The organism is Streptomyces sp. NPDC059256, from assembly GCF_042753785.1.
In the GTDB taxonomy this organism is placed as follows: Bacteria; Actinomycetota; Actinomycetes; order Streptomycetales; family Streptomycetaceae; genus Streptomyces.
The window spans coordinates 65,555-88,814 of sequence record NZ_JBHYZO010000026.1 but is presented as its reverse complement, the minus strand read 5'-3'; the positions used below and the strand labels follow the sequence as shown (position 1 = coordinate 88,814).

The window sequence follows — 23,260 nt, the reverse complement described above, 5'->3', positions numbered from 1 at the left end:
GATCTGGCGCGGACTCGCCACTCGGTACGACAAATCTCCCGAGAGCTTCGAGGCAGGACTTCACCTCCGAGGATCAATCATGTGGCTGAAGCACATCGTCTCAGCCACATGATCCGAACTTCCAACACGCCCTAGCCCCCACCATCGGCTGGGCCATGGGCAACGCAGGCATCATCCGGGAGCTCTTGCGGCACGCCCGCATCACCGCGAACCGTGAGCCGCAGTACGCTCTCCCCCTCCCCGACCACCTACCCACTGCCTGAACGGTGAAGTGCATCCCGGGTAGATGTGGCTGAGGGCCCAACCGCGCCAGGGCAGGCGATGGGGGGTGTGGGGAGCCGGCCGGGGGGTATCCGGGCCAGCATGAAGGAGAAGGCACTGCCCTTCGGTACGGGAGGCTGATCATGCTGATGATTCATCTGTCTGTCCTGTCGCGGCTGGTCAGCGACTACGAAGCCCTGAACAGGCAGGACGGCGATCCGGTTGTGCGGCGGCGGAGGGAAGATCTCGCCTACACCCTGTGTGTGTCCACCGGAACCCGTGACATCGACACGGCCCTCGCTGCGGCCCGCCAACGCCTCGCCCAGGCCGACTCCGAGGACGCCACTCTCCTCCCCGCCTGAACCACGTCCGACGACACCGGCCGGACTGACTGACGCAGTCCCCTCTTCGATGAGGGACGGTGCGATTCCCGCGTGGACTGCTCAGGCCGATTCTTGATGGTCGAGGGGCTCGGCGGGCTCGCTGACGGCGTCGCACAGTGCGCTGAGTCCGGTGGCCAGGGCGTGTTGGGCATCGGGAGGCATGCGGCTCATGGCCTGACGGAGGGTCTGTTCCCGGCGATCTCTGATGACGCGCAGGTGCGCGATGCCCGTGCCGGTGAGTTCCAGCAGCATTTCACGGCGGTCCTCGGTGCGCGGCGTCCGGCGGATGAATCCGGCGGCTTGGAGGCGGTCGCAGAGGCGGGTGACGGAAGGTGCTGCTACGGAGAGGCGACGGCCCAGCGTGCTCGCGTTGATCCCGGGTTCGCGTTCGATGATGTACATCACGCGCGTCTGGGCGGGTGAGATCGGTGCGGTGCTGAGCGTGCCGCGGCCACGCTCCCAGGCAATTTCGAGGAGCTCCAGGACCTGGCCGATCTCGTGCACGGCAGGGGAGCCGTGCTGGTGCAGGGGGGCGGAGGTCTCGCGCATGTGACGCTCCCGAGGGCCTTCTGTGCCCGTTCCGGCTGGTCGATATGGACAGTCGCGTAGATGAAGATATGCGAAAGAAAGAAGGACCGGTACCAGTGGACAGACCCAGCGCGGTCGAGCGCTCTCTGCGCAAGGCCGCGCCCCACGAGATCTTCGACGTGATCCGATCCCTGATCGAGCGCCGTCATCATGCCCGTTCGGTGGAGCTACTGATGGCCGACTACGCCATGACGAGACTGCAGCCCATCGGGGTGCTGCCGCACACCCTGCCCCCGCTGTCGGTTCACGACAGTGCTCCGGGCCGGGCGTTCGGCGCCCAGAAACCACACTGCGTGTACGACGCCTCGACTTCCACTGTAACGGCACACCTGCCGGTCAGCGTCAGGGGGGACAGGTTGGGAGTTCTGAGCGTCAAGGTGGAAGGCGGCGAGGACGGCCTGGCCGCGGATGCTGTCGAGCAGCTCCAGGAGTGCGCGGACGCGCTGGCACACGAGGTGGTTGTCGCGGAGCGGGACACCGACCTGTTCCTGCAGGCGCGCCGCGCGGAACGACTGACGCTCGCCGCCGAGATGCAGTGGCAGCTACTGCCAGGCCGATCCTGCGCCCGGCCGGAGTACAGCCTCGGCGCGCAACTTGAGCCCGCGTACGCCATCTTCGGCGACAGCTTCGACTGGTCGGCCTCTGCCGACGACCTCTACATGACAGTCAGCAACGGCATGGGCGAGGGGATCGAGGCCGCGTTGTTGACCAGCCTCATGGTCAACGCCCTGCGCAACGCCCGGCGTGCCGGGCTGAACCTGAGTGACCAGGCGTACCTGGCCGACCAGGCCATTTACGGGCAACACCAGGGAAGCCGCTACCTGTCGACGCTGCTGCTCCGGTTCCACCTTCCGACCGGGGACGTGGAGATCATCGACGCCGGCTCACCGCGCATCTGGCGGATGCGCAATGGCGCGGTCGAAGCGGTCGAGCTTGAGGCGCAGCTGCCCCTGGGAATGTTCCAGGACACCGCCTACATTCCCCAGCACTTCAAGGTCGAGCCTGGAGATCGGCTGCTCTTCGTCAGCGACGGCGTCTATGACGCGCTGTCACCGGGCGGCGAGAAGTACAGCCTCCGCGCCTTGGCCGCTTCGATCACCAGCACACGGCTGCTGCCCGCCTCGCAGGTGCCAAGGGCGATACTCCAGGAACTGCTCGGGTACCGCGGTCCTGGCCCGGCTGTGGACGACTCTCTGGTGGTGTGCTTGGACTGGCACGGCGGTTCGGACTCGGGGGGCGGGACCGCCGAGTGATACCAGCCATGTGACCTTTCCGTGAAGGTTCTGCACCTTCACGGTGAGAAGCGCCCTCGGGTGCCGCCTTTCACCGGAAGGCGGCACGGGGGGCGGGTTGCTATCGATGACGCGCCTGAGTGATGCTTGCCGTCTGTTAAGTATTTTCCTCCAGTGGGAAGGGTGGTGCGGTTCGCCCCGGGCGGGCCCTCTCCATGGCCTCTACCGAGGGAGTCTCCGTCACGAGATCCGAGCAGTACGTCGCTACCGGCCTCTGGGCTCTGTCCCCCTATCCCGCGATCGTGGCCGACGCGGCCGGAACCGTCGTGGAAGTGAACCCCGCCGCCGCCCTTCTCCTGAAAGGCGCGGTGCCGGGGGCGAGCATGCGGGACGCGGTCCCCAACTGGCTGGCCCGCGCGCACGGGGAAACGGCCGTGCATGGATGGGCCCCTGCCCGGAACGGCCGCCCCACCGGGGACCTCCCCTCGGTATCCGGGCGGATCGCCGCGCACAGCTACGAGGCGCATCCCACCCGGCGCGAGGACGGCAGTGTGGTGTGGTGGCTGGTCGACGACACCGATCGGCGGATCGCCGAAGAGGCGCTCGCCACCGAGCGCGAACGCACCAGGTTCCTCGCAGAGGCATCCAACGTCCTGCTCGCCTCGTTGAACACCGACAGGTGCATGACCGCCACCGCGCGGCTGGCCGCCGAGTACCTGGCGGATGTCGCGGTCGTCGTCGCCCCGGCGTCCGGCGGCAAGCTGCCCCTCGCACTCGGTATCGCAGGCCAGGACGTCACCCACGCCCTGGTCGCGGCCGACCCGTCCCAACTCCCCGGCCTCAGCGAGGCGCTGCAGGGATTCCCGCCCGTACCCTCACGGTGGATCGACCCCGCCAACCTGCCCGACTGGACCGTCCCGCCGGGTTACAGCGAATCGATCCGGTCGGTCGTCGTGACCCCCCTACCCGGCCACGGCGTGCCTGCCGGAGCCCTGATCCTGCTGCGCACCACCGAACACGCGCAGTTCAGCGAGAACGAAGAGATCTTCGCCCGGCTGTTCGCCGCCCGGGCCGGCGCCGCCCTGTCCGCCTCCCGTCTCTACAGCGAGCAGAGCGCCATAACCCAGACCCTCATGCGTGACCTGCTCCCGCCCCGGCTGCACCGGCTCAACGGGGTGGAGATCGCCGGCGGCTACCGAGCCGCCGACGCGAGCGAACGGGTGGGCGGCGACTTCTACGATGCCCACCCCGGCAGCACCCCGGACGACGCGTCACTGGTCATCCTCGGCGATGTGTGCGGAAAGGGCCTGGACGCGGCCGTCCTGACCGGAAAGATCCGCAACACCCTTCAGGCACTGATGCCGATGGCTGACGACCACGAACGGATGCTGCAGCTCCTCAACGGAGCCCTCCTGACCTCCCACCACACCCGCTTCGCCACGCTGGTGATGGCATCGGTGAAGCGCACGGAGAACCAGGTACAGCTGCGCCTCACCTCGGCAGGCCACCCCGCCCCTCTGGTGGTTCGCATGGACGGCAGCGTTGAAGAGGTTCCCACTCGCGGCACTCTGATCGGAGCTCTCCCGACCATTGAGGTCCGCTCGGTCGAGACGGTTCTGCAACCGGGCGAGATCTGCGTGCTCTACACGGACGGATTCACCGAGGCCCGCGGCGGACCGGTAGGCGACGAACTGTTCGGCGACGACCGTCTGAAACGAGCGCTGTCAGAGTGCGCCGCGATGCCCGGAGAAGCCGTCGTCGAGCGGATTCAGATGCTCGCCTCGCAGTGGGTGCGCGGTGCCAGCCACGACGATATGGCGGCCATCGCGATCAGTGCCCCCCTCACGACCCACCTGAGCGCGGTGAACGGCCATACTCGGGGCAGATACACAGCGTGAAGGCGAACAACACTGGCTGCGCCGGCGACATCCGGTCTCTGCGGGACCGGCTGTGGACCGCGGTGACCTGCCGTGACGAGTACCGTGCCGCAGATATCGTCTGCGCTGCTCTGGAAGACGGCGTGAGTGCGGAGACGGTTCTGCTGGACCTCATCGCCCCGGTGCAGATGAAGGTCGGCGCAGAGTGGGCCGCCAACCGGCTGAGCGTTGCTCAGGAACATGCAGCCAGCGCGATCACTGAGCGCGTCATCGCCGCCCTTGCCCACCACCCCGCGGTCCGTACCCCACCCCCGCTGGGCCGCATCACCGTGGCATGCGTGAATCAGGAGTGGCACGTCCTCCCGGCCCGTCTCCTTGCCGAAGTCCTCACCCTGCGCGGCTGGCAGGTCGACTTCCTGGGCGCACAGGTGCCCACCCCGCACCTCATCGCCCATCTCCACCACAACGGCGCGGACGCCGTCGCGCTCTCCTCGTCCATCCCCACCCGACTGCCCGACGCCCACGCCGCGATCACAGCCTGCCAGGCCATCGGCGTGCCCGTCCTCGCCGGCGGAGCGGCTTTCGGGCCCGACGGCCGCTACGCCCGTCTGCTCGGAGCCAACGCCTGGGCCCCCGACGCACGAGCCGCGGCCCAGCAGCTCTCCGACGGCATCCCCACGCCCAGTCTCGCCGCCGGGCGGCAGCAGATCGACGACCTACCCCACCTCGCCGACCAGGAATACACACTCGTCGCCCGTTCCCAGGGGCAGCTCGTCAAGGAAGTCCTCACCCGGCTTGAGGATGTGTTCCCCGCGATGGCCGCGTACACGGCTCCACAGCGCGAGCGCACCGCCGAGGACATCGGGCACATTGTCGACTTCCTGGGCGCAGCCCTCTACACCGATGACGACGACCTGTTCACCACCTTCATCACCTGGACCGCCGACATCCTCACCGCACGCCATGTGCCCGCCACACAGTCCCTGCACCCCGCGCTGACCATCCTGGCCGCCGAGCTCAAGGACTTTCCCCGATCCATTCGGCTACTCGACCGGGCGCGCCTCATTTTGGACAGCGCACCCCTGTCAGCCGGAACACTCCCCGGAGCCACTGCATGACCCCCCAGCCCCACTCTCCCTTCACCCTTACCGTTGACGCCGCCGCGGGCACTGCAACCCTCCATCTCGCCAGCGACCTCGACTACGCCACCAGCGATGAACTGGTCCAGTACGCCGACCAGTGCCTCACCACTCACCACGGACTGCACGAGCTGCGGCTCGATTGCACGGGGCTCCAGTTCTGCGACTCCATGGGCATCTCCGCCCTTTTGATGATCCATCGCAAAACCACCGCGCGAGATGTGCGGCTCCACCTGGACCATCCGCCGGCGTCCCTGGAGCGCATCCTGAGCATCACCGGAGTAGCGGAGCTCTTCTCGCACGCGCACATCGCCCAGCAGGTGGAGCAGGCCCCCGTCGGGAATCGCACGTCCCCCGACCCCTCGGTCTGATCCCGGCCCACACACCTAACACTGAGCAGCCTGTTTGACTTCCCTACGGCAGACACAGGGCCGCCGATACCGTGGCTGACCACCGAAATGCGGCAGGCGATCGCGGCGGTCGAGCCGTTGGCGCGTCATCCGAAGGGGCAACACGACCTTGGCCGCGTCGGTGTGCCTAGGCTGCTCGTATGACCGTTGACGAAACTGTCCGGGTGACAGGCGCGGTGGCCATCGACCGGTCAATCTTTGGACTGGATGAGATGCGACGGCCAGGGGAAGAGCGTCCATTCTGGGCTGAACTACCGGTGGACGGGACGCGCGTGCGGGTGGGCCAGGGCGTTGCGTTGATCGTCAGCAATGCGCAGACCCACGACGCGTCGGTGGTGATTGAGGTTTCCCCGACCGTATGCGACCCGGGTCCTGAGTTTGAGCTGCTCGGTGAGTGGCCCTGGGCGACGGGAACCGGTCAGCAGATCCTGTGCAGTATCGACGGACCAGCGCTTGAGTTCCGGCTCCGGGCGGACAGCCGGTACACCTTGCGGGTTTGGTGCGCTGGGGGCGATACGGCTGACGCCCGGTTTCGGGAGTTGATGGGGGTCGTCTTTCCGATCGAGGGCCTGGAGAAGTACCACTTTGGCTTCACCCCCACGGACGAGTAGTTGGGGGAGGGGGCTCCCCTGGATCAGGGGAGCCCTCTTGTCGTTCGTTGTGTGGTGGGTTGGCCTTGGCTCACTCGGTCTCGGAGGTCGCCTCGGCCAGGCGCGGTCCATCGCGACCTGGGAGAACTCAAGATCCGCGAGACGACCGCATACCTGCCCCGCGGTCACTCGTACGGCGCCAGCCCTCGCGGCACATCGGGTGTGGATGTCTGACGGTCGAGGGGCCGGGGTCAGCCACCACTGGCGATCAGGGCGATGCGGAGGCCAACTGCACTTCATCGGCGGAAAGGCGCACCGGTGGCGGCCGAGGTGGACATCTGCACGACGCGGCACGGCAACCCGTCCACTTCTGAGCCACGTGTACCCAGGCGCCCGTCGGTCGGTCAGGAGCCGTGCCGGCAGGGGGTGTTGCGACTCTTGCTCGCTGCCTCTGACTGGCCATGCCCTCCTCAAATGATTAGAGTAGTGCCTCATTATGAATGACGTACATAAATCCTTCGGTGAGGACTTGGCGCGTGACGAACACGGCCTCCTCTACAACCCCGGTGCGCGGGCCTCGATGAGTGCCTTCGCCCTTGATGGCGACACACTCGCCCTGGAAGCCGTGGCGGCTCTCCGTTCGGCCCTGCAAGCGGTGGACCGGCTCCGTGCACGGGGCGCGGGAAATCGCGGACTCAGCACGGGCGCTCTCGATGTGCTGATGCGTCTGGGCGTGGCCCCGGCGCAGGGGATGACGGTCGGAGAGCTGGCCCAGGCCGGCGGTGTGAGCTCCCGCAATGTGACGGGATTGGTGGATACTTTGGAAGGAGAGGGTCTGGCGTCGCGTGTGCAGGATCCGCAGGACCGGAGGGCTGTACGCGTCCGGATCACGCCACACGGGCGTACCTGGCTGGACGACTTCCGGCTGCCGGTGCGGCGTGCGATGGAGTCGATCTTCCGTGGTGTCGAACCGGACGAGATCGCCTCCCTCCGGCACCTGTGCCTGAGCCTGGTGGAGAACCAACGACGTGTCGAGCGCTATCTGGAGGGCGGCGCTGGCGTGGGGATGAGTACCGCCTGAGCCCCCCGGCAGACGGGCGTAACCGCCCGTCTGCCGGTTACTGCTGGTGCAGTTCGGTCAGGCTGGACTGAGTGCCCCAAGCGTAGATCTTCGCCACCCCAAGTTGGGTCGCATGAACTGGTACCTCACCAAGTTCTTCGGTCGACTTCCCGACGGCGGAGTTCCGTACCGATGGGCGTCGAAGAACCACCGCATTTCACACCGAGGTTGAATAGCGAGGTTAACCAGCAAGGTTGAATAGCGAGGTTAACCAGCAAGGTTGAATGGTGAGGTTGACCAGCGGGGTTGAACGGCGAGCTATGAACCTCCTTCCGTGAGCCTTCCGTGCTGCTCCGCAACAGTTGGTTGTGATAGTGAAGTTCCCTGCCAAACAGTCGAGTTGTGCTCATCGTGAGGCTGCTGCTCCCGCTCCTGACGAGGTACGCCTTGGGCGCACCGACGTACCGGTCCGGGAACGGCTGCCACCCCCACCCGACTCTCCATCGCGAGGACACCGCCAGTGCCGTCCTCGACAGTTGCCTCGCCCAACTCGTACCGGTCCGCGCCCATCGCGGTTGGCATCCCCACGCCCCTGGCTTCCCCCTGCTCGCCCTGCCAGCGGCAGCAATCTCACAGGAGGGTCCCGCGGGAGTCGACTGCTGGGGCTTCCCACGGACTCCGGCCATCTTCTCCACGCGAGGCAACCGATGACGGTACGTCACCCTCTGGCCGTGCGAGGGCTCACACGGGATCCCGGTGAGCTGAGGCTTGACCGACGACGAGGAGAACCATCGTGAGACTGGTCTCACGCGCGCTCACGGCCGCCCTGGCGGCTGTGGCGCTGGCCGCGGGGGCTGCGCATGCGCTGCCGACGGCCGAGTCCATACCCGGGGCGCCCCCGGGCGCCTCGGAGGAACGGCTGCCGAACGGGTGGCGCATCGCGGACGGGGAACTGCTGTGGAGTTCGCCCGAGCCCGTGGGCATGGGCGGTGCCCTGGTCGAGTTCCGCTCCGGGGAGCGGACGCTCGGCGTTCCTGAGGCCACACCCGACCACCGCACCTTCCGGCTCCGCATCGACAGGGCGAGAGTGGGACCGGTGAGCGAGCTCCAAGTGGTGGCCGGCTCAAGGCGGTTGGACGCCGCGGGCGCTCACCCGGCGCCCGACCAGCGGCGTGCGCCCGTCCCGGCGACGCCCCCGGTCCCGTTGCCCACCAACCCCGTCGACCCCGGTGTCCCCGGCAAGTACCGCACCACCAGCGGCGAGTACGCCCTGAAGTCGGTCAGACTGCCCGGCTACCAGCACCCTGTGGAGATGCGGGCCACGGTCGTCGGTCCCACGGATGCGCCGGGGAAGCGGCCCCTGGCACTCTTTCTCCACGGCCGTCACACCACGTGCTACGAGCCTGGTACGGACGAGGCGAACATCCGGTGGCCGTGCCCGACGGGACAGAAGGCGATCCCAAGCTACCGCGGCTATCTGCATGACCAGAAGCACCTGGCGTCCCAGGGCTATGTGACGGTTTCCATCTCCGCGAACGGCGTCAACGGACAGGACGGCTGGAAGGCCGATGCCGGGGCGCAGGCACGGTCCTCGCTGGTGCGCCAGCATCTGGCGCGCTGGGCGGAGTGGGGGGCGAAGCCCGCGAAGGCCCCTGGGGCCGTCCGCGCGATGGATGGGGTGGACCTCTCGAAGGTGCTCCTCGTCGGTCATTCCCGAGGCGGCGAGGGTGTGAACAGGGCGGCCCTCGACAGTGTCTACCCGCCCCCGCGCGCCGAGGACGGCGCCCGGGCTCCCGTGAGCTGGCGGATCCGCGGCACCGTCCTGATCGGCCCCACGATCTTCGGCCAGAACCCCACGCCGGATGTGCCCTCCATGACCGTCCTGCCGGGCTGCGACGGCGATATGAACGACCTGCAGGGGCAGATGTACCTCGACGCCTCCCGGGGCATCGGCCGGGGTACCGCACTGCACAGCGCGGTGTACATGGTCGGCGCCAACCACAACTACTTCAACACCGAGTGGACGCCCGGTCAGGCGGAGGCGCCCGCCCACGACGATGTCTGGGGCGACGAGGACCCGGTGTGCTCGGCGGGGGCCGGGACCCGGCTGAGCGCCAAGCAGCAGCAGACGGCGGGTACCACCTACATCGCCGCCGCCGCACGGCTGTTCCTCGCGGGGGACGATCGGGTCCGCCCACTCCTCGATGGATCCGGCCGCCGTGCGGCCTCCGCAGGCCCCGCCCGGGTGCTTACCCATGCCGTCGGCGGCAACCGCACCGCGGCGATCCTGCCCGACACCCCGCTCTCCGTGACCAACGGGCGTGTGTGCCAACAGGTCTCGCCGAGGGCGGACCAGGCGTGCATCCAGCGCTCCGAGCCTGGTCGATCACCGCACTTCGCACCCTGGGAGTACACCGATGACGAACCGGGCCGCAATGCGGTCAGGGCTGACTGGGACAAACCCGGCACCCCGGTGAAGCTGACGCCGAAGCGCGCATTCTCGCTGGCCGGCTCCGACGCACTCGCGCTGCGGGTGATCGTCCCGCCTGACATCTCAGGCACCCGGCTCGACATCGCCGTGACCGACACCTCCGGCAAGCGTGTGACGCTCGGCCAGGCGGAGGTCGACGGACTTCCCGGCCCGGGCGGGACGGCCTCGTACTGGGCGCGTGAGCTCCGCGTCCCACTGAAGGCCGCCGCCGCTGCCGGCCTTGACCTGAAGCAGATTCGGTCATTGGAGCTCACGCCGCGTGGCACCTCCGGCAAGCTTTGGCTGATGGACGCCTGGGGCTGGCGCCCCGGCACTCCGGCAGTGCGTCCCGTGTCGCTCCCGCGGGTCGACGTCGACCTGAAGACGGTCAAGGAAGGGGACTCGGGTACCCGCACCCACCGGGTGAACGTCCGGGCCACCGGCAAGGGCACCGGCGTGATCAAACTCGGCGTCATCGACCCGAACAGCGACTGGTCCACGGTCCGCACGGTGAAAGTGCAGGCTAGTGGTTCAGTGAGTGTGCCGATCACGGTCCGGGGCAATCGCACCTTCGACGACGACGTCCACCACCCGGTCGTGGCCAAGGCCGTGCGTGGCACGGTGGTGGGCGGAGCCATCGGGGGCGTCCTCGCCGAGAACGACGACCCCATGCCCGTGATCAGTGTGGATCCGGTCGTCGACTCGGTCGCCGAGGGTGGGAAGCTCACCTGGCAGGTGCGGCTCTCCGCTCCAGCCGACACCTACTTCCTGACCCGGTTCGTCTTCCGGTCGACGGGCGGGGGTCCGGAGCTCTCCACGAAGGACGTCGATCCGCAGTGGCTGGCCCAACTCGGTGTATCTGCCGATCCGGAGCGGCCACTGTCGGGAGCCGAGCTCTGGTCCCCCATTCTCCCGGGCGAGACGAGCCTCGAAGTGTCCGTGCCCACGATCGCAGACGCGCTGAACGAGCCGGAGGAGTCCCTGCGGATGCAGTTGGGCGTTCTCCAGCTGGACGACAGTTGGTCGGAGGGGCCGACCGTCACAGGGAAGGTCAGGGATCCGGGGCAGAGCTGACACCTGGGATGTCCCACCTCATGAGATCTTGCCGAGGTGGGGTCACTGACCTGGTGGGGTAGCCAAGGACTGTCCCGTAGTGCCTGGCGGATCAGCGCGCGGCGAGATGCGGAGCACCGCAACGCTGAGGGTCTCCCTCATACTGGGCGTATTCGGGCGGTTCGATAACGCAGCGTGAGGGTACCGCCTTGTCGCCGGACAACAGGGGGGAGTGCGGTAGCTGTCGTCGCGCGCCCGCCGAGTATTTCCGGGACAGTCCTTGAGGATTGTTGCTGAATACACTTTCCCGTGTGGTGTTCATGGACGGTGTGTGGGCGCTGTGTTTATGGAAGGTGTGCGAGTTCCGGGGCAGCCCTCCCGACCGACACTGTGACTCCTCGTTCGAATGCGTCTGATCGTGACGTGTGGCTTGAGGTATTCCGGGGCCATGCTGAGTCAGGACTGCTAGCGCCTGGGCGCGTGATCCACGGCGCCTGGCAGGCGTGCGCGTGGATGAAGGAGGACGTGAACACGGCGCATCGGCTCACCGGGACTCAGCAGCGCATTCTGCCGGAGTTGCCTGGATGGGAATTCCCAGCGCTCTTCGCTGACGGGGTCTCTCCGCGGGAAGTGTCCTCCTTTCAGGTGATGGTCGGTCTCATGCCGAGCCGCCATGATGGCCTTACGCCACTTGAATTGCACTTCCCGGCAAGAGTTTTGGCTTGGATTCGGATTGAGTGTCCAATTCGAGTTGCTCAGCACTTCGACTTCCGATATCGAGAGGAAGAAGTCATGGCATTCAACAACCTCGGGGCAGTCACCACACTGGCCGCCGGTGCTCAGACCACCTGGTGGTACAACTTTGGGAATGGTGAGGATCGGGGCGCGCAACCGGCCTGGCCCGACGTCAAACCTTCGGGCAACGGCCCCACCCACATCGCCTTCAACCACAGCAAGCGGAGGACCGGAGCCGGGTACACCGAGTACGGGGTGACGATCCGCAACATCGGCAGTGAAGCGGGTACTCACAACCTTCAGGGGGGCGGCTTCGTATGAAACTCACCGTCATCACCGAGGGGAACGGCGATGTTGTCGCCGTGCAGGAAGGGTATGCGTCCGAGGCCCGGACAGCCCCCGAGTACGCGGTCATCGCGGCTGGGGACGGACAGACACTCCATGAGGTGGACATCCCCGATGTGACCGAGTCCCTCAACGCCGAGGAGTTGCTGCGGACCGTCGCCGCCCATCTGGCGGGCTAGCCGACTGAGTTCGACCAGCCGCGGGCGAGAAACCGGCGGCACGCTTGCCGGGTGCCGATCCAAGCACCCGGCAAGTGTCGTGTGGTCTCCCAGTCGACCACCGCGTACGACCTGCACCGTTGTGGCACAGGCCGCGACACTCCATCCGGCACGCGCGTGCCATGGCGGGCGGGGCTCGGACCCCAAGACCGGCTCCAACGCGGGTGAACGTGCAGGTTGGGAAGTGTGGTCCCGCATCTGCGGAGGATTGTCCCCGCGCCTGGCTCAAACAGAGTTCTGGGTCGGAGACAACATGATGACGTGAGCCGACTACTACTCCGTTGTGTGAATCAGCATTTTATGTCCTCTGCCAGAGGTCAGTACGGTCGAATTTATGGAGTGGAACCTTCAGAGCGCAGAAGAACTCACGGCTGGCCTGCGTGCCGGTGAAGTGACCTCGGTGGAACTGACCGACGAGGCGATTGCCCGTATCGAGCGCAACGACAATGTGATCAACGCGATCTGTGTACCGGACTTCGACCGTGCACGAGCCGCCGCACGCGATGCAGACCGGGCAAGCATCCGACCATTCCGACCGGGGCCGCTGTACGGGCGGGTGTGAACCGGGTGGCCGAGGCACTGATCGACGGCGGCGCCCGCGTTGAACGGCACAGTCCATTGCTGCCCGATCTCACCGAAGCCGCCACGCTCTACACGCAGTTGCTGTTCTCGGGTTCCGTCGCCCGATTTCCCGTCGAGGCGCATGAGCAACTGCGGGCACGCGCCGCCGCACTGAGCGCAGACGACCAGAGTCTCGACGCGACGAGGTTGCGTGGCATGGTGCTCAGCCATCGCGATTGGATCGAGGCGAACAACCGTCGCGAACACCACCGCCACGGCTGGCGGCAGTTGTTCGCCGAGTTCGATGCCGTGGTCTGTCCGATCACACCAACTCCCGCGTTCCCGCACGACCACAACCCCCATGTGTTGGTACGCCGGATCGACATCGACGGTGTCGGGTACCCGTACTTCGACCAGCTCGTCTGGGCTGGGCTGGCCACTATGCCCGGCCTGCCCGCCACCGCCGTACCTGCTGGCCGGTCTCCCGAGGGCCTGCCGGTGGGAGTGCAACTCATCGGTCCGATGTTCGAGGACCGCACCCCGCTACGGCTCGCCGAACTCCTGGAACAGAAGATCGGCGGCTTCCAGCCACCGAAGTAGGGCAGTGGGCCGGTGGGTCGTGGACGAGACCATCGACGGGGACAACACCCAGCATGGACAGGCCCAACTGTCACTGAAAGCTCTCCAGGAGCACCCGCTTCTGTCCTCCGCCGATGGGACCGGCCTTGGCACCACCGGCCTTGGTACCAAGCTGGTCCCGATCGGAGCCTTCGTCCGCATCGCAGACGGCGTTGATGGCCTGGTGCACAACACCGAGCTCTGTGACGAACCAGTCGACCACCCCGGCCCGGTCGTGAGCGAGGGCGACGAGCACACCGTACGGATCGTCTCTGTTGTGGGCGTTGTGAACCCTCCAGGGTCGATGAGGACGTTGACCAGCGCGGGCCGGGCGTTGTTCGACTTCCTGTCCAGTCGAGGAGCGCCCTCGGGTTGTGGAAGGTGGGATAGGGTCTGTTGGGAGGTATGGGATGAGTTTCCGGCTGGCGGCGTATGCCGTGTGCATCGAGGACGGGCAGTTGCTTCTCGCCCGTCATGTGTCGACCAAGGGTGCATCCACCTGGACCCTTCCGGGAGGCAGGGTCGAGCATGGAGAGGATCCGTTCGATGCCGTGATCCGAGAGGTTGCTGAGGAGACCGGCTGCAATGCGGTGGTCCAGTCTCTGCTGGGGGTGGACTCAAGGGTGATCCCTGCGGCCGAACGTGCCATACCTGGTGGACCTGAGCACCACAATGTCGGCATCTTCTACCGGGCGAGAGTCGTCAGCGGCCAACTTCGGCCTGAGCCGAACGGCGAAATCGCCGAGTCGGTCTGGACTCCGATCCCCGAAGTCGCCCAGCTGCGTCGGTCATCGCTTGTCGATATCGGCCTCTCTTTGGCGCAGGGCCTTCCGGCAACGGGACACGTCCCTGCTGTCCCAGTCGGCGGTCTGATCCAGCACTGAGGCCACCACCAGCAGCTACCCGGCCCGCTCGGCCGTCCTCCGTTCCGGCGGAGCCAGAAGAGTCAGGGCCACGGTGGTGTTGGGACTTCGGTCTGGAATCGACGGACATGCGCTGGGAGGAGGGTCTGTCTCGCCGGAGCTCGGCGAGTTCGGTCGTCAAGGCGTCGATGGCTGGGCATGGATCTCACTTTGTTCGGTCAGTTCGCTGAACTGGTGGGCGTTGTCTCTGCCGGGCGCTACGGCGGGTGGGCCTTCTCGGTGTGCTCGGTCAGGGCAGGATCTCGACGTACCCATCGGTTCCGTGCACACGGATCCGCTGTCCATCACGGATCAGCCGAGTGGCCTGCTCCACGCCCACGACGGCCGGCAGGCCGTACTCCCGGGCGATCACTGCGCCGTGGGTCATCACGCCACCCACCTCCGTCACCAGGCCCGCGATTCCGATGAACAGCGGAGTCCAGCCGGGGTCGGTGCAGGCCGTGACCAGGATGTCGCCCGCCTCAAGATGGGCCTCCGCCAAGTCAAGGATGACGCGGGCCCTGCCCTCGACGGTTCCGACGGAGACCGGTACGCCGATGAGGGCACCGGCCGGCACATCGTCACGCCGGTACGCCCCGGCGACGGCCTCGCCATCCGACGTGAGCACGCGTGGCGGAGTGAGCGCGTGGTACGACCGGAACGCGTCCTTGCGTTGCTGAATGAGCCGCTCATCCACCTGGTGCGAGCGAACGACGTCGTGGAACTCCTGGAACGTGAGGTAGAAAACGTCCTCCTTCTCAGAAAGCACGTCAGCCTGTACAAGGCGTTCGGCCTCCTCCAGCAATGCCTTCTTGTAGATGAAGTAGCGGCTGACGATGCCGTACTTCGGGTACTCCCGGTACCCGATGAAGGTTTGGACCCGGTCGATCATTCGCTTGGCCTCATCCGCCTTCCGGTCCCCGTCCGGAAGGGCCCGCAAGCGTGACAGCACGTCCTGTTCCTTCTTCAGCGCCTCATGCCGCCCGTGCTCGAAGCGCCGCTCAGCGGCACCCGGCTCGAAGTTCCTGACATGGTCCAGGATGACGGGCACGAGCGTGGAAGGGCGCTCGCGCCAACGCGGCCTCGTGATGTCGATCTCGCCGACGCAGCGCATGCCGTACCTATCGAGGTAGTTCTCAATGGCGTCGCGCGCCTCAGGCCCGCCCGGGAGTTTCGCAAGCTCGTCCAGGAAGCCCTCGCCCTCGACCGCTTGCAACAACGCCACCACCTCCGGATGCGGGCGAATCACGTCCGCAATGTCGAGTAGCGCCAGCCCCATCTCCGACGTGATGTTGTCAGGGGCGGAGAGGGTCAGTGTGTCAGCTGCGTTCTTCTCGCCAAGCCACTCCTGGATTCTGTCGTTGAGCCACCACGTCGCCTCCATCCCCGCCATGATCGCCTGAAAGTTCAGCGGATCACCGAGGACCCGCTTGTGCTCCTCGAAGGCGCCCAGCAGGAAGTCGAACAGTGCCGGTCCGCTCTTGGTCCGAATATCGCGCTCCAGGGCGGCGATGGACGCCTGGCTGCGCTCGATCAGCTCGGTGACGATGGCTGGATCGGTCTCGATCGTGACGGGCACGCCGGCAGGCGGACTGCCCGGCCCTGAGTCCGGAAGCGACGGGACGAATCCGTCGCGATCCAGGACGGTCTCCAGCGCGTCCCTGATCAGCACATCGTCCTTCCCCAAGGCGTCCAAATACCCGGCGCGGCTCGTGGGCGATGCCAGGTGCCGGGTGACGTCGACGAACAGCCTCCCACCGGCCGGGTGCATCGGCACCATGGCCGTCAGCGGCCACATCGACAGTCCCAGGGGCTTCATGGGGTCGGTCATCATCTGCCCGTGACCAACGGAGACGTAGACGTGATTCTCCCGGTCGCCGGTTTCGGGGATGGGGAACAGTGTTGTGATCGGCCGACTCTGAACCATCTGGAAGTCATCGTCGAGCAGACACCATTCGATGTCCTGAGGGCTGCCGAAGTGCGCTTCGATCCGCCGCCCGAGCTGTACGAGCCGCACGACCTGCCCATCCGTCAGCGCTGGCTGTTCCTGTCGCCGTGGGTCGATCGCCACTTCCTGCGTACCACCGGCCGGCCGGGCCTGAACGGCACGCTGTTTGGCGGCGAGCGTCTTGGCGACGACCTGGTCGTCGCGCACCTTGAACACGTCCGGGTTCACCAAGCCGGAGACGAGGGCCTCGCCGAGGCCGAAGCCGGCGTCCACCGTGGCGACCTTCCGGTTGCCCGTGAGGGGGTCCGCCGTGAACAGGATGCCGGCCGCCTGAGGGAAGACCATCCGCTGCACGACCACAGCCATACGGACCGTACGGTGGTCGATGCCGTTCTGCTGGCGGTAGGCCACGGCCCGCTCGGTGAACAGGGAGGCCCAGCACCGGCTGATGTGCTGGAGGACCGCCGTCGGCCCCACGATGTTCAGGTATGTGTCCTGCTGGCCGGCGAAGGAGGCCGTCGGCAGGTCCTCTGCCGTTGCGCTGGATCGGACGGCGTAGCCGGACTGCTCGCCGAGCCGGGCGAGCGCGGGGGTGATCGCCGCCGTGAGTTCGCCTGGGATGGCGATCCCTTCGACGGCCTGGCGAATCTGCGCGCTGAGCGTGCGGATCGCCTCCCGGTCATCCGGGTTCAGGTGTGACAGCTGATCGAGTTGATCGTCGATCCACGGCACCTCCGCCATGATCCGCCGGAACGCATCGGTCGTCACACAAAAGCCCTCCGGCACGCGGATGCCTTCGATCCGAGACAGCCCGCCCAGGTGCGCCCCCTTGCCGCCAACGACCGCCACCTGTGTCTCGTCGACCTCCTGGAGATCCAACACGTACTGCTCGATCATTGCGATACCTCCGAAACAGTCGTGTCCCGTTGCACTACATTTGCCGATCGGTTCACCGGCACCTCCAGCTCAGTCGAACCTCTTGTCGGGCACGTTCGCATCCCTGGTTGCCTTCCATCCAACGGCTCGGCCGGCCCGCTCCGCCCAGCCGGGCGGAGTGCCTCGCTACATCACTGCGCCGAGGGCCCTCGACCGCGCTGCCGGTCCCACCGCCGGTCCGACGTCACCGCATCCCCCTCGTACGTCGACAGCAGCACCCGCATATCGTTCCTTCATTTCCGCAGGTCGTGGCCTTGGCTGATGATTCTGAGCCATGACGGGGGCCTTGCCGCAAGCCCCCCAGTGCGCTATACCTTGAGAAGGGCAAGGAGAGATCTCCTTGCCCTTTGCCGTCCGCTGGAACTGACAACTCCTCGCTCGGGAAGCGGTGGTGCACCGAGTACGGGTGAGCACCGTCGGACGCCGACGGTGTGCTGCTGTGGCTCACAGGACCGTACTGGCGACCGCCGATGGCTCCACCGGTGCGACTCGGGTGGATGATGGTGGGCAGGAGCCGCGTACCCCGCCGGGGATTGGGTCTTCCCGATGCGGTCGCACCTCCCCGACCGCGCACGGGACACCATGCTGATACGCGGCCAGGTAGACCCGCTGCACGGCATGAAGTCGCGGACGGCTGAGTGCACATCGACCGACTGGCTCCGGATCCCGACGATGAGCTGATCTAGGCGCCGATTGAGGTCGTCACGACGAACTGCTGGAGTGGCTTCGGCGTTGAGGCGGATGATCGCCGTTTTGTGAAGCCGTGCCTCCGTGAGTTGGACTCCGCCAAGTGGCCGGGCGGGCCCGCGTCCCCGGGGCCCGTGCCGTTCCTGGCCGCTGCCCCCGCTGGGTCCATCCGGGCCGGATCGATTGTCAGTGGTGGGTGAGACGGTAGGAGCATCAGTCGGAAAGAGGGGGAGTTATCTTGTCCGGAATCCAGAACTACATCAATCACGTTGCCCTCGTGTTGGATGCCAGTTCGTCCATGTCGCACTTGAGCCGCAAGGTCGTCGAGGTCGCCGACCAGCAGATCGAGTATCTTGCCCGCCGGTCAAGGGAGTTGGACCAGGAGACCCGCGTCACGGTGTACGTCTTCGCGGACAACGTGGAGTGCGTCATCTACGACAAGGACGTGCTGCGGATGCCGTCGCTGAAGCAGCTCTACCGGGCCGGTGGCATGACTGCTCTGCTCGCGGCTGCACTGAAGTCGCAGAGGGAACTGGCGCAGACTGCTCAACTGTACGGTGACCACAGCTTCCTGACGTTCGTCCTGACCGATGGGCAGGAGAACGTGAGTCATCGCTGTCCCGATGCCCCCTTCAGTAATCCGCTTGACCTGACGGCCGCTGTCGCCAAGATGATCGAGACGCAGGACGACAACTGGACGCTGGCCGTCCTTGTGCCGGACCAGATGGGCAAGCGCGAGGCCATGAACTGTGGATTCCCCAAGGAGAACATCGCCATCTGGGATGCCACGAGCACTCAGGGCCTCGAAGAGGCCGGGCAGGTCATCCAAGAGGCCACCGAGAAGTTCATGGTGGGTCGCACCAAGGGCATCCGCGGGTCGCGGGCGGTGTTCTCCACGGGTGCGCAGGCCGTCAACCAGGACACGATCAAGGCGGCTGGTCTCACCCCGGCGAATCCGTCGAAGTATGAGCTGATTCCGGTGACCCGTGCCGCCGCCATCCGGGACTGGGTCACGGAGTCCGGACACACCTACGGAACTGGCCGCGCCTTCTATCAGCTGAGCAAGCCGGAGAAGATTCAGGCACGGAAGCAGATCGCAGTGATGGAGAAGAAGACGGACCGTGTGTACACGGGGCCCGCAGCCCGAGCTCTGCTCGGACTGCCGGACGTGGAAATACGCGTCAAGCCGGACCACAACGACGACTTCACCGTTTTCGTCCAGAGCACCAGTGTGAACCGGAAACTCGTTCCCAACACACAGCTACTGCTCATGCTCTGACCACTTCTTGCCGCAGTCGCCCTCGTGGCGGACTCGCAGCGGTCGTGCCGGTGGCGACCGGTCCCAACAGGTCCCGGCGTGCCCATGTGTCACCCTGGCCGCGACCGCTGTGGGTAGCTGCCGGAGGCTACGGACGTGCGGAAATCGCATCGTTGTAGGGGTTGACCCTGACGCAGGGGGAACTCTTCAGCATGGTGGACATGACTGCGAGGACCAGTGAGATCGAGGGCGCCGGACTGCGCAAGACATACGACGCCCACGCACTCTTCCCCAGAGCCGACCAGGGATCTCGCCATGAGACGTTCGCCGACGGGTCGACCGGTGACAAGGAGCGGACCGAAAGAGGCGCTCGGCCGATACAGCACTTCACGGTTCACCACGACGGCGTTGCGATTCCGGTGTCCCGTGGCGGACAGGGACGACCCTTGATCCTTGGTGGAGGGTGCACGGCTGTTGTCGAGCTGGACCGGCTACGGAGGGCGCTGGCCGACGGGCATTTCGGTACTGAGTATCCGATCGGCAGCCGTAGCGGTGTTCAGGGCGTTCCGCTCCGCTACTTCGGGCCACGGTTGAACTGCGCCGTCGACCAGCGGTATCCGAGCGCGATCAGGCCGACGCACCAGGCGATCGCGAGCCAGCCGTTGTTGCCGATCTCGGTGCCGAGGAGGAGGCCACGGAGGGTCTCGATGGCAGGGGTGAAGGGCTGATACTCGGCAATCGGCTGGAACCAGCCCGGCATCGTACCGGCCGGGATGAATGCGCTGGAGATGAGCGGTAGGAGGATCAGCGGCATGGCCATATTGCCTGCCGCCTCGGGGTTCGGACTGGCCGCCCCCATTCCCACTGCGATCCAGGTGAGTGCCAGAGCGAACAGGGTGATCAGCCCAAGTGCCGCGATCCACTCCAGTGCCGTGTCCTCCGTGGAACGAAAGCCCATCGCCACACCGACGGCGCCGACGAGGACCACGCTCATCAGGCACTGCAGCACCCCGCCGATGACATGCCCGACGAGCAGAGAGCCCCGGTAGATCGCCATGGTGCGGAAGCGGGCGGTGAGCCCCTGGGTCATGTCCGTGCAGACGGACACCGCGGCCCCGATCACGGTGCTGCCGACGGTCAGCAGCAGCAAGCCAGGAACGATGTAGGCGATGTAGTCGGAGCGGTTCGCGGTGGTGCCACCGATGCCGGCGCTCATCACATCGCCGAAGATGTAGACGAAGAGCAGCAGCATCATGATCGGCGTGAGCAGTAGGTTCAGGGTCCCGGACGGGTAGCGCCAGGCGTGCAGGAGGTTGCGGCGCAGCATTGTGTGCGAGTCGCGGATGGCGAGAGAGAGCGAGCTCATCGAACGGTCTCCTTGGACTGGTTCTGGACGTTGGGCGGGCCGGTCAGAGCGAAGAACACATCGTCGAGGTCGGGTGTGTGGACGGTCAGTTCGTCCGCCTCGATGCCGGCCGAGTCCAGCCGGTCGAGAATGGAGCGCAGTTCGCGTTGACTGCCGTCGCTGGGGATGGACAGTGACAGTGCTTCTTCGTCCCGGGTGACCTCGAGCAGGGCGCCAGCGGCTGACTGGTAGGCGACCGGATCGGTGAAGCGGAGGCAGATGTGCCCGCCGGGAACGAGCCGCTTGAGCTCCTCGGCAGAGCCCTCGGCGGCGATCCTGCCGTCGTTCAACACGGCGATGCGATCCGCGAGTTCATCGGCCTCGTCCAGGTACTGAGTGGTGAGGAAGACGGTGACACCGTCGGAGACGAGGCCACGGATGATGCCCCACATGTTGTGGCGGGATCGTGGGTCGAGCCCTGTCGTCGGCTCGTCGAGGAAGATGATCCGCGGGCTGCCGACCAGTGTCATCGCGAGGTCCAGGCGGCGCTTCATGCCGCCGGAGTACGTCGAAGCGGGCTTCTTCGCAGCGTCTACCAGGTCGAAGCGCTCCAGGAGCTCGGCAGCGATCCGCCGCCCCTCGCTCTTGGACAGGTGGTGCAGGTCCGCCATGAGGAGCATGTTCTCTTCGCCGGTGATCAAGCCGTCCACGGCGGAGAACTGTCCGGTGACACCGATTGCTGAACGGACCGCCTGGGGGTCGGCGGCCAGGTTGTACCCGGCGACGTGGAGGTCGCCGGCGTCGGAGGTGATGAGCGTGGACAGGATTTTGACGGCGGTGGTCTTGCCGGCGCCGTTCGGGCCGAGCAGCGCGAACACAGACCCGGCCGGGATGCGCAGATCGATACCGTCGAGGACGAGCTTTTCGCCGTATGACTTGCGTAGCCCGACGGCGGAGACGGCGGGGATGGCGGCCAGCGGCGAATGATCGTGACCTTGTTTAGGCGTGGGCATGACAGATGCAGGCATGAGGGCTTCCTTTCGGAGGCTGGAGATACGGGGGAGATTTCGGAACCCGGCGGAGAGACGTTCCGGACGACGGGGCAGGCGTCCTGCCCAGGGAGTGTGGTGTCGAGCGGCCCGCCGCCGGAGACCTGCTCGTCGGGAGTGGGGGCACGACTGGGTCAGATATCAGCAGCCTGCTCGACCGCCTCGGTGGACAGGACCTGCGGCGGCTACCGCTGGCAGGTCGGCTCGCGCCTGTTCGCGCTGCGCCGAGGCGATCGAAGCGTGTGTGCGATCAAAGAGTGGGTGCGGGCCACTGCGCCCGCTGGTATGGGGCCGCAGGTGCTACTTGTCGGCCGTACCGGGATTGCTGCTGATGGACTCCTGATAGACGTCCGCATAGGTGCGTGAGTCCTTGACCAGCTCATCGCAGAACGCGGCGACGTCGCTGCCGATGAGTTCCAGGACCCCCTTGCCGGCGGCGACACCCTCCTCGAAGAACTCGACGATCCCGGGGAGCAGCGGTCCGTCAGGCAGGTCGACCGGTCCGACCTTGAACAGGTACTTCTGTATCTCCTTGTAGACGATTTGATAGTCCGGCGGGAGCGCCTTCACCCGAGCCATGTGCGCTCGCCACTGCTTCTTGCCCTCGATGATGTCCTGGATGCCCACGTCAGCCTCCCAGCCGGTTCAGTTTCCTCGCGACGTTCCTGTTCAACTGCTCGCCCCATCGGTCGCGATAGGTTCGAGCCCCTTCCCCACCCGCCAGCGCAACGCAGAAGCCCGGGATGTCGTCGCCCAGGACGTCGTTGACGCTCTGCCCCTCCGCCGCTGTTTCTTCGAGCAACCCCAGCGCGGCGTCCAGGATCGGCATCAAGTTGCGGCCGGTGAAGTCCCCGTGGGGAAGGAGGTGGACCTTGATCTGATCCCATGCCGCCCGGTAGTCGTCCGGCAGGGCCTGGGCCCGGGCTTCGAACGCCTTCCAATCCCTGGTGAGATCGCTGCCGGTGATGGTCTCCCAGAAGTTCATCGCTCGCCCTCCTTGAGCCTGTCGATGCGCGTTGAGACGTACTGCCATTTCGCCCAGAACTTCGCGAGCTCCTCGCGTCCGGCGTCGTTGAGCGCGTAGAACTTGCGCGGTGGGCCGACGCCAGACGGTCGTTTCGTCACCTGGACGAGTTTGTTCCGCTCCAGTCGCAGCAAGATGGTGTACACCGTTCCCTCGACGACGTCGGCGAAGCCGAGCTCGTTCAGTCGACGAGTGATGGCGTATCCGTAGGTTTCCTCGCTGCCGATGATTTCGAGCACGCACCCTTCGAGGGTGCCTTTCAGCATCTCTGTCAGGTCGTCCATCGGAGTCCTCCTTTCGGCCCTAGCGGTACTGTGTAGTGCCGAGTACCACTATACGGTACCACCGAGTACTGGCCGATGCCAGCAGGGCAGCCTTGCCTTCTGGAGGTTCGGGCATTCCCCACCGCAACACGCTGAACTGGACGGGGAAGTCTCCTCCGACCCAAGGCGGTGTGAGCGACGCCAGCCGGTGGTCAGCGAGCCGCACACCCACTGGCCGAAGCTCATGCCCACGGGTAGGCGGCGGCGCTGGCCGTTGCAGCGACGTAATCGGAGGAGGGGGATGCCGT

The 23,260-nt window shown here is 66.4% G+C and carries 20 protein-coding genes and 2 pseudogenes; 15 read left to right on the top strand and 7 right to left on the bottom strand.

All coding sequences use genetic code 11. The annotated features are described in order from the left end of the window. Window positions 1-404: 404 nt before the first annotated feature. Complete coding sequence (locus ACFXJL_RS31420) at window positions 405-623, top strand: DUF5133 domain-containing protein (RefSeq protein WP_384639540.1); 219 nt, start codon at window positions 405-407, stop codon at window positions 621-623. An 81-nt stretch (window positions 624-704) separates the two neighbouring features. On the opposite strand, the gene ACFXJL_RS31415 is transcribed toward ACFXJL_RS31420, so the two are convergent. Next, window positions 705-1,193 (bottom strand): MarR family transcriptional regulator, encoded by a 489-nt coding sequence (locus ACFXJL_RS31415; protein ID WP_358878555.1) that lies wholly within the window; start codon window positions 1,191-1,193, stop codon window positions 705-707. Between the two features lie 95 nt (window positions 1,194-1,288). On the opposite strand from ACFXJL_RS31415, the gene ACFXJL_RS31410 reads away from it, so the two are divergent. The 13 genes and pseudogenes from ACFXJL_RS31410 to ACFXJL_RS31350 all read left to right on the top strand — a co-directional run bounded on the left by ACFXJL_RS31410 (window position 1,289) and on the right by ACFXJL_RS31350 (window position 14,424). Next, window positions 1,289-2,485 (top strand): PP2C family protein-serine/threonine phosphatase, encoded by a 1,197-nt coding sequence (locus tag ACFXJL_RS31410; RefSeq protein WP_384698042.1) that lies wholly within the window; start codon window positions 1,289-1,291, stop codon window positions 2,483-2,485. A 194-nt stretch (window positions 2,486-2,679) separates the two neighbouring features. Next, window positions 2,680-4,362 carry a SpoIIE family protein phosphatase gene (locus ACFXJL_RS31405; protein ID WP_384698039.1) on the top strand — a complete coding sequence of 561 codons (1,683 nt, stop codon included), beginning with the start codon at window positions 2,680-2,682 and terminating at the stop codon, window positions 4,360-4,362. Then, window positions 4,359-5,459, top strand: coding sequence for a B12-binding domain-containing protein (locus ACFXJL_RS31400; RefSeq protein ID WP_384698036.1), 1,101 nt, complete (start codon window positions 4,359-4,361; stop codon window positions 5,457-5,459). The genes ACFXJL_RS31405 and ACFXJL_RS31400 overlap by 4 nt, the downstream gene beginning before the upstream one ends. Then, the gene (locus ACFXJL_RS31395; protein ID WP_358878558.1) at window positions 5,456-5,851 is read left to right on the top strand and encodes an STAS domain-containing protein; all 396 of its coding nucleotides are present in this window, start codon (window positions 5,456-5,458) and stop codon (window positions 5,849-5,851) included. Before ACFXJL_RS31400 ends, ACFXJL_RS31395 begins: the two co-directional genes overlap by 4 nt. Before the next feature lie 179 nt (window positions 5,852-6,030). Continuing rightward, a complete protein-coding gene (locus tag ACFXJL_RS31390) occupies window positions 6,031-6,501 on the top strand; it encodes a Haze protective factor 1 (RefSeq protein WP_384698033.1) in 471 nt (156 codons plus the stop codon). A 475-nt stretch (window positions 6,502-6,976) separates the two neighbouring features. Further along, a complete protein-coding gene (locus ACFXJL_RS31385; RefSeq protein WP_384698030.1) occupies window positions 6,977-7,561 on the top strand; it encodes a MarR family winged helix-turn-helix transcriptional regulator in 585 nt (194 codons plus the stop codon). A 381-nt stretch (window positions 7,562-7,942) separates the two neighbouring features. Next, entirely contained in the window at window positions 7,943-8,251 is a 309-nt protein-coding gene (locus ACFXJL_RS31380) for a hypothetical protein (RefSeq protein ID WP_384698027.1), read from the top strand. Between the two features lie 82 nt (window positions 8,252-8,333). Next, window positions 8,334-11,084, top strand: a complete 2,751-nt coding sequence (locus tag ACFXJL_RS31375; protein WP_384698024.1) for a hypothetical protein — start codon at window positions 8,334-8,336, stop codon at window positions 11,082-11,084. Between the two features lie 771 nt (window positions 11,085-11,855). Continuing rightward, complete coding sequence (locus ACFXJL_RS31370) at window positions 11,856-12,119, top strand: hypothetical protein (RefSeq protein WP_358878562.1); 264 nt, start codon at window positions 11,856-11,858, stop codon at window positions 12,117-12,119. Beyond that, a complete protein-coding gene (locus tag ACFXJL_RS31365) occupies window positions 12,116-12,322 on the top strand; it encodes a hypothetical protein (protein ID WP_358878563.1) in 207 nt (68 codons plus the stop codon). Before ACFXJL_RS31370 ends, ACFXJL_RS31365 begins: the two co-directional genes overlap by 4 nt. Window positions 12,323-12,695: 373 nt before the next feature. Then, window positions 12,696-13,522: pseudogene (locus ACFXJL_RS31360) on the top strand (amidase family protein). Between the two features lie 4 nt (window positions 13,523-13,526). Beyond that, window positions 13,527-13,754 (top strand): annotated as a pseudogene (locus tag ACFXJL_RS31355) (RNA-binding protein); the annotation flags it as partial. A 196-nt stretch (window positions 13,755-13,950) separates the two neighbouring features. After that, on the top strand, window positions 13,951-14,424 hold the full coding sequence (locus tag ACFXJL_RS31350; RefSeq protein ID WP_384698020.1) for an NUDIX hydrolase: 474 nt from the start codon (window positions 13,951-13,953) through the stop codon (window positions 14,422-14,424). A 268-nt stretch (window positions 14,425-14,692) separates the two neighbouring features. Here ACFXJL_RS31350 and rph read toward each other — a convergent pair whose 3' ends face one another. Then, on the bottom strand, window positions 14,693-17,287 hold the full coding sequence (gene rph / locus ACFXJL_RS31345; protein ID WP_384698017.1) for a rifamycin-inactivating phosphotransferase: 2,595 nt from the start codon (window positions 17,285-17,287) through the stop codon (window positions 14,693-14,695). A gap of 964 nt (window positions 17,288-18,251) precedes the next feature. Here rph and ACFXJL_RS31340 point away from each other — a divergent pair. Beyond that, complete coding sequence (locus ACFXJL_RS31340; RefSeq protein ID WP_358878566.1) at window positions 18,252-19,292, top strand: vWA domain-containing protein; 1,041 nt, start codon at window positions 18,252-18,254, stop codon at window positions 19,290-19,292. Between the two features lie 553 nt (window positions 19,293-19,845). Here ACFXJL_RS31340 and ACFXJL_RS31335 read toward each other — a convergent pair. From ACFXJL_RS31335 to ACFXJL_RS31315, 5 genes are all read right to left on the bottom strand, one after another. Then, window positions 19,846-20,637: an ABC transporter permease gene (locus ACFXJL_RS31335; RefSeq protein ID WP_384698013.1), complete on the bottom strand. Its 792-nt coding sequence runs from the start codon at window positions 20,635-20,637 to the stop codon at window positions 19,846-19,848. Beyond that, window positions 20,634-21,629, bottom strand: a complete 996-nt coding sequence (locus tag ACFXJL_RS31330; RefSeq protein ID WP_384698052.1) for an ATP-binding cassette domain-containing protein — start codon at window positions 21,627-21,629, stop codon at window positions 20,634-20,636. Before ACFXJL_RS31330 ends, ACFXJL_RS31335 begins: the two co-directional genes overlap by 4 nt. Before the next feature lie 336 nt (window positions 21,630-21,965). Further along, window positions 21,966-22,292, bottom strand: coding sequence for a DUF1048 domain-containing protein (locus tag ACFXJL_RS31325; RefSeq protein ID WP_358878569.1), 327 nt, complete (start codon window positions 22,290-22,292; stop codon window positions 21,966-21,968). 1 nt (window position 22,293) lies between these two features. Beyond that, window positions 22,294-22,650 (bottom strand): DUF1048 domain-containing protein, encoded by a 357-nt coding sequence (locus tag ACFXJL_RS31320; RefSeq protein WP_384698009.1) that lies wholly within the window; start codon window positions 22,648-22,650, stop codon window positions 22,294-22,296. Then, window positions 22,647-22,973 carry a PadR family transcriptional regulator gene (locus tag ACFXJL_RS31315; RefSeq protein WP_384639590.1) on the bottom strand — a complete coding sequence of 109 codons (327 nt, stop codon included), beginning with the start codon at window positions 22,971-22,973 and terminating at the stop codon, window positions 22,647-22,649. The genes ACFXJL_RS31320 and ACFXJL_RS31315 overlap by 4 nt, the downstream gene beginning before the upstream one ends. Window positions 22,974-23,260: the final 287 nt, after the last annotated feature.

Coding starts and splice junctions, on each gene's coding strand:
- ACFXJL_RS31385 (WP_384698030.1), top strand. CDS start 6,977: ATGAATGACGTACATAAATCCTTCGGTGAGGACTTGGCGCGTGACGAA.
- ACFXJL_RS31415 (WP_358878555.1), bottom strand. CDS start 1,193: ATGCGCGAGACCTCCGCCCCCCTGCACCAGCACGGCTCCCCTGCCGTG.
- ACFXJL_RS31390 (WP_384698033.1), top strand. CDS start 6,031: ATGACCGTTGACGAAACTGTCCGGGTGACAGGCGCGGTGGCCATCGAC.
- ACFXJL_RS31395 (WP_358878558.1), top strand. CDS start 5,456: ATGACCCCCCAGCCCCACTCTCCCTTCACCCTTACCGTTGACGCCGCC.
- ACFXJL_RS31320 (WP_384698009.1), bottom strand. CDS start 22,650: ATGAACTTCTGGGAGACCATCACCGGCAGCGATCTCACCAGGGATTGG.
- ACFXJL_RS31335 (WP_384698013.1), bottom strand. CDS start 20,637: ATGAGCTCGCTCTCTCTCGCCATCCGCGACTCGCACACAATGCTGCGC.
- ACFXJL_RS31370 (WP_358878562.1), top strand. CDS start 11,856: ATGGCATTCAACAACCTCGGGGCAGTCACCACACTGGCCGCCGGTGCT.
- ACFXJL_RS31405 (WP_384698039.1), top strand. CDS start 2,680: ATGGCCTCTACCGAGGGAGTCTCCGTCACGAGATCCGAGCAGTACGTC.
- ACFXJL_RS31315 (WP_384639590.1), bottom strand. CDS start 22,973: ATGGACGACCTGACAGAGATGCTGAAAGGCACCCTCGAAGGGTGCGTG.
- ACFXJL_RS31365 (WP_358878563.1), top strand. CDS start 12,116: ATGAAACTCACCGTCATCACCGAGGGGAACGGCGATGTTGTCGCCGTG.
- ACFXJL_RS31350 (WP_384698020.1), top strand. CDS start 13,951: ATGAGTTTCCGGCTGGCGGCGTATGCCGTGTGCATCGAGGACGGGCAG.
- ACFXJL_RS31420 (WP_384639540.1), top strand. CDS start 405: ATGCTGATGATTCATCTGTCTGTCCTGTCGCGGCTGGTCAGCGACTAC.
- rph (WP_384698017.1), bottom strand. CDS start 17,287: ATGATCGAGCAGTACGTGTTGGATCTCCAGGAGGTCGACGAGACACAG.
- ACFXJL_RS31330 (WP_384698052.1), bottom strand. CDS start 21,629: ATGCCCACGCCTAAACAAGGTCACGATCATTCGCCGCTGGCCGCCATC.